General features: G+C 67.0%; 4 protein-coding genes. All 4 read left to right on the plus strand.

Annotation, left to right across the window (positions count from 1 at the left end):
- Nucleotides 1-692: hypothetical protein (locus tag Q0C59_RS14340; protein ID WP_291216581.1), on the plus strand; the 692-nt coding region annotated here is incomplete at its 5' end.
- 101 nt (nt 693-793) lie between these two features.
- Entirely contained in the window at nt 794-1,348 is a 555-nt protein-coding gene (locus tag Q0C59_RS14345; RefSeq protein ID WP_291216583.1) for a hemerythrin domain-containing protein, read from the plus strand.
- A gap of 56 nt (nt 1,349-1,404) precedes the next feature.
- A complete protein-coding gene (locus tag Q0C59_RS14350) occupies nt 1,405-2,160 on the plus strand; it encodes an alpha/beta hydrolase (protein ID WP_291216585.1) in 756 nt (251 codons plus the stop codon).
- 7 nt (nt 2,161-2,167) lie between these two features.
- Nucleotides 2,168-2,743, plus strand: a 576-nt coding sequence (locus tag Q0C59_RS14355; protein ID WP_291216587.1) for a heparan-alpha-glucosaminide N-acetyltransferase, incomplete at its 3' end; no start/stop codon positions are given.

Genomic DNA, 2,743 nt, shown 5'->3' on the forward strand with positions numbered 1-2,743 from the left:
CCACGCAGGACGCTGTGGCGCGACCGCGGCCAGTGGAGCCCGCCGCGCCAGCGCCCATACCAGCGCCCGCAACGGTGGCTGCGGTGCCGGAGCGTTCACCGGAGGTGGCGCGCGAGGTCAACGCCGCCTTGCCCCGACCGGGCGAGAGCTGGACCTACCGCACCAGCGGCAAATGGCCCACCAGCCCGCGTCGTGACATCGTGATCTCGGTGCAGTCGGTGCGCGACGGTCTGGTGACAGACACCCTGCGCGCCGACGCTGAAGCGCGCATCGTGGGTGACTCACGGCGCGCCATCGGCAGCCGGCCCGGGTTCCTGAAGTGGGACCAGATCGGACTCGAGTACAGCCCCTATCTGGGCGCTTTTCGCGATCTGGGCACGCTGGGCTCGCTGAGCGACTTTCCGACGCCGGAAGTGGACACCTGGGGCCAGTGGTACTCGCAAGCCAAGGTGCTGGGGCGCGAGTCGGTGAGTGTGCCGGGTGGAAGCTTCGATGCCTTCAAGGTCGAAGTCTGGAGCAGCCGCAGCGCCACGGGTGGTGCCACCCAGGCCGCCATCGAACCGGTGCGCATCCACTACCTGGTCTGGTACGCGCCCGAGGTCAAACGCTACGTGAAGATGCAGCGACGGGTGATCAGTGCCAACAGCCGGGAGATCGAAAAAGATGTGTTCGAACTGGTGGCCCACCGCTGATTCCGCGGCCGGTTGACCTGTGTCAAGGTCGCCGGACGCGGTCTGCCTAGACTGGGGGTATCCGTCGGGACACCTTGCCCGATGAACGCCGAGGAGACCGCATGACCACCGCCACCCACAACCTTGAAGCCGGCGCGCGTGCCGACGCACCACTGACCAACTTCACCGATTGCCATGTCGGCATCCTCAAACGACTGAAATCGCTTGATGCCCTGCCTGCGCTGCTGGAACCCGCCGCGCAGGCGCGCCAGATCGCAGTGGACTCGCTGGCGTTCTTCCGTGAAGCGATCTTTGAACACCACCTCGACGAAGAGCGCGACCTGTTTCCGGCCGTGCTCGCCAGCGCCCAGCCTGGCGCCGAGCGTGACCGTGTGCGGGCCATGACCGAGCGGCTGACCCACGAACACCGCGCCATCGAGATGCTGTGGAAGAGCCTGGAGAAAGCCCTCAAGCGCGTCGGCAAGGGGCAGGATGCCGACCTGGACGTGGAGGATCTGCACCAGCTCGTGGCCGCCTATGCGGCCCACGCAGGCTTTGAGGAAACGGAGTTTCTGCCCTTGTCCGAAACCATCCTGGGCCGCAACAGCAACCACATGGCTGCACTCGGCATGTCGCTGCACATGCGCCGCGTGCCGCAGCCGAACGCCTACATCTGACGGCGCCGCGTCCGCAAGGCAGAATCCGGTGGCGCCCACCACACCGGAGACCCGCCTTGACCGCAGCCACCGACCCCACGCAGACTTCCATCGTGCTTGTGCACGGTTCCTGGCACGGCGCCTGGTGCTGGTGCCGGGTGTTGCCGCTGCTGCGCAGTGCCGGTGTCGACAGCCACGCCGTGACCTTGACCGGGGTGGGCGAACGCGCCCACCTGATGGCGCCCACGATCGATCTGCACACCCACATCCAGGACGTCATCGGCCTGATCGAAGCCGAAGAACTGCAGCGCGTGGTGCTGGTGGGACACAGCTACGCGGGCATGGTGATCACCGGCGTGGCCGATCGGCTGCAGGCTGAACAGCCCGGCCTGCTTGCGCACCTGGTGTATCTGGATGCTGCGCTGCCGTACCCTGGTGACAGCTGGAGCAGTCACCATTCGGCGGAGACAAAACAGACCCGGATCTCGGCAGCCGAGTCCAGCGGGGGCTTGAGTTTTCCGCCGCCCGATGCCAGCCTGTTCGGCCTGAGCGGCGCCGACCGTGACTGGGTCAACCGGCGCCAGACGCCACAGCCCTTCAAGCTGTACCAGCAACCGCTGGACTTCGATGCCGAGCGGGTGGCCGCCGTGCCGCGCACGTTCATCGACTGCACCCAACCGGCGCTGGCCACCATCGCGCCCTCGCGCGTGCGGGTGCGCAGCGAACCCGGCTGGAACGTGGTGGAAATGGCCACCGGCCACGACCCGATGGTGAGCGAGCCAGCGGCGCTCAGCCAGATCCTGCTCGGCATTCACCACCGAACCACTGCCTGAGGTTCACATGATCCAGCGCCTGGACCGCATCGATCAGTTGCGCGCTGCGGCCATGCTGTGGATGACGGCCTACCACTTCTGCTTCGATCTCAACTACTTCCGCCTGATCCGCGAAGACTTCTACCGCGACCCGTTCTGGACCTGGCAGCGCACCGCCATCGTGAGCCTGTTCCTGTTCACCGCCGGCCTGTCGCAGGCGGCGGCCGTGCACCAGGGGCAGACCTGGGCGCGCTTCTGGCGCCGCTGGTTGCAGGTGGCTGGCGCGGCGCTGCTGGTGACGGCCGGCTCGCTGCTGATGTTTCCGAACAGCTTCATCTACTTCGGTGTGCTCCACGGCATTGCGCTCATGCTCATCGTGGTTCGCATGACCGCGGGATGGGGCACGTGGCTGTGGCTGCTGGGTGCGCTGGCCGTTGTTATCCCGCTCGCCGCGCCCACGCTCATCCAGGCGGTTCCCGCACTGGAGGTGCTCAACACCCCCTGGCTCAACTGGCTGGGCCTCATCAGCCGCAAGCCGGTGACCGAGGACTACGTGCCGTTGCTGCCCTGGCTGGGTGTGATGTGGTGGGGTGTGGCCGCCGGG

It is taken from the genome of Hydrogenophaga sp. (genome assembly GCF_022844385.1).
In the GTDB taxonomy this organism is placed as follows: Bacteria; Pseudomonadota; Gammaproteobacteria; order Burkholderiales; family Burkholderiaceae_C; genus Hydrogenophaga.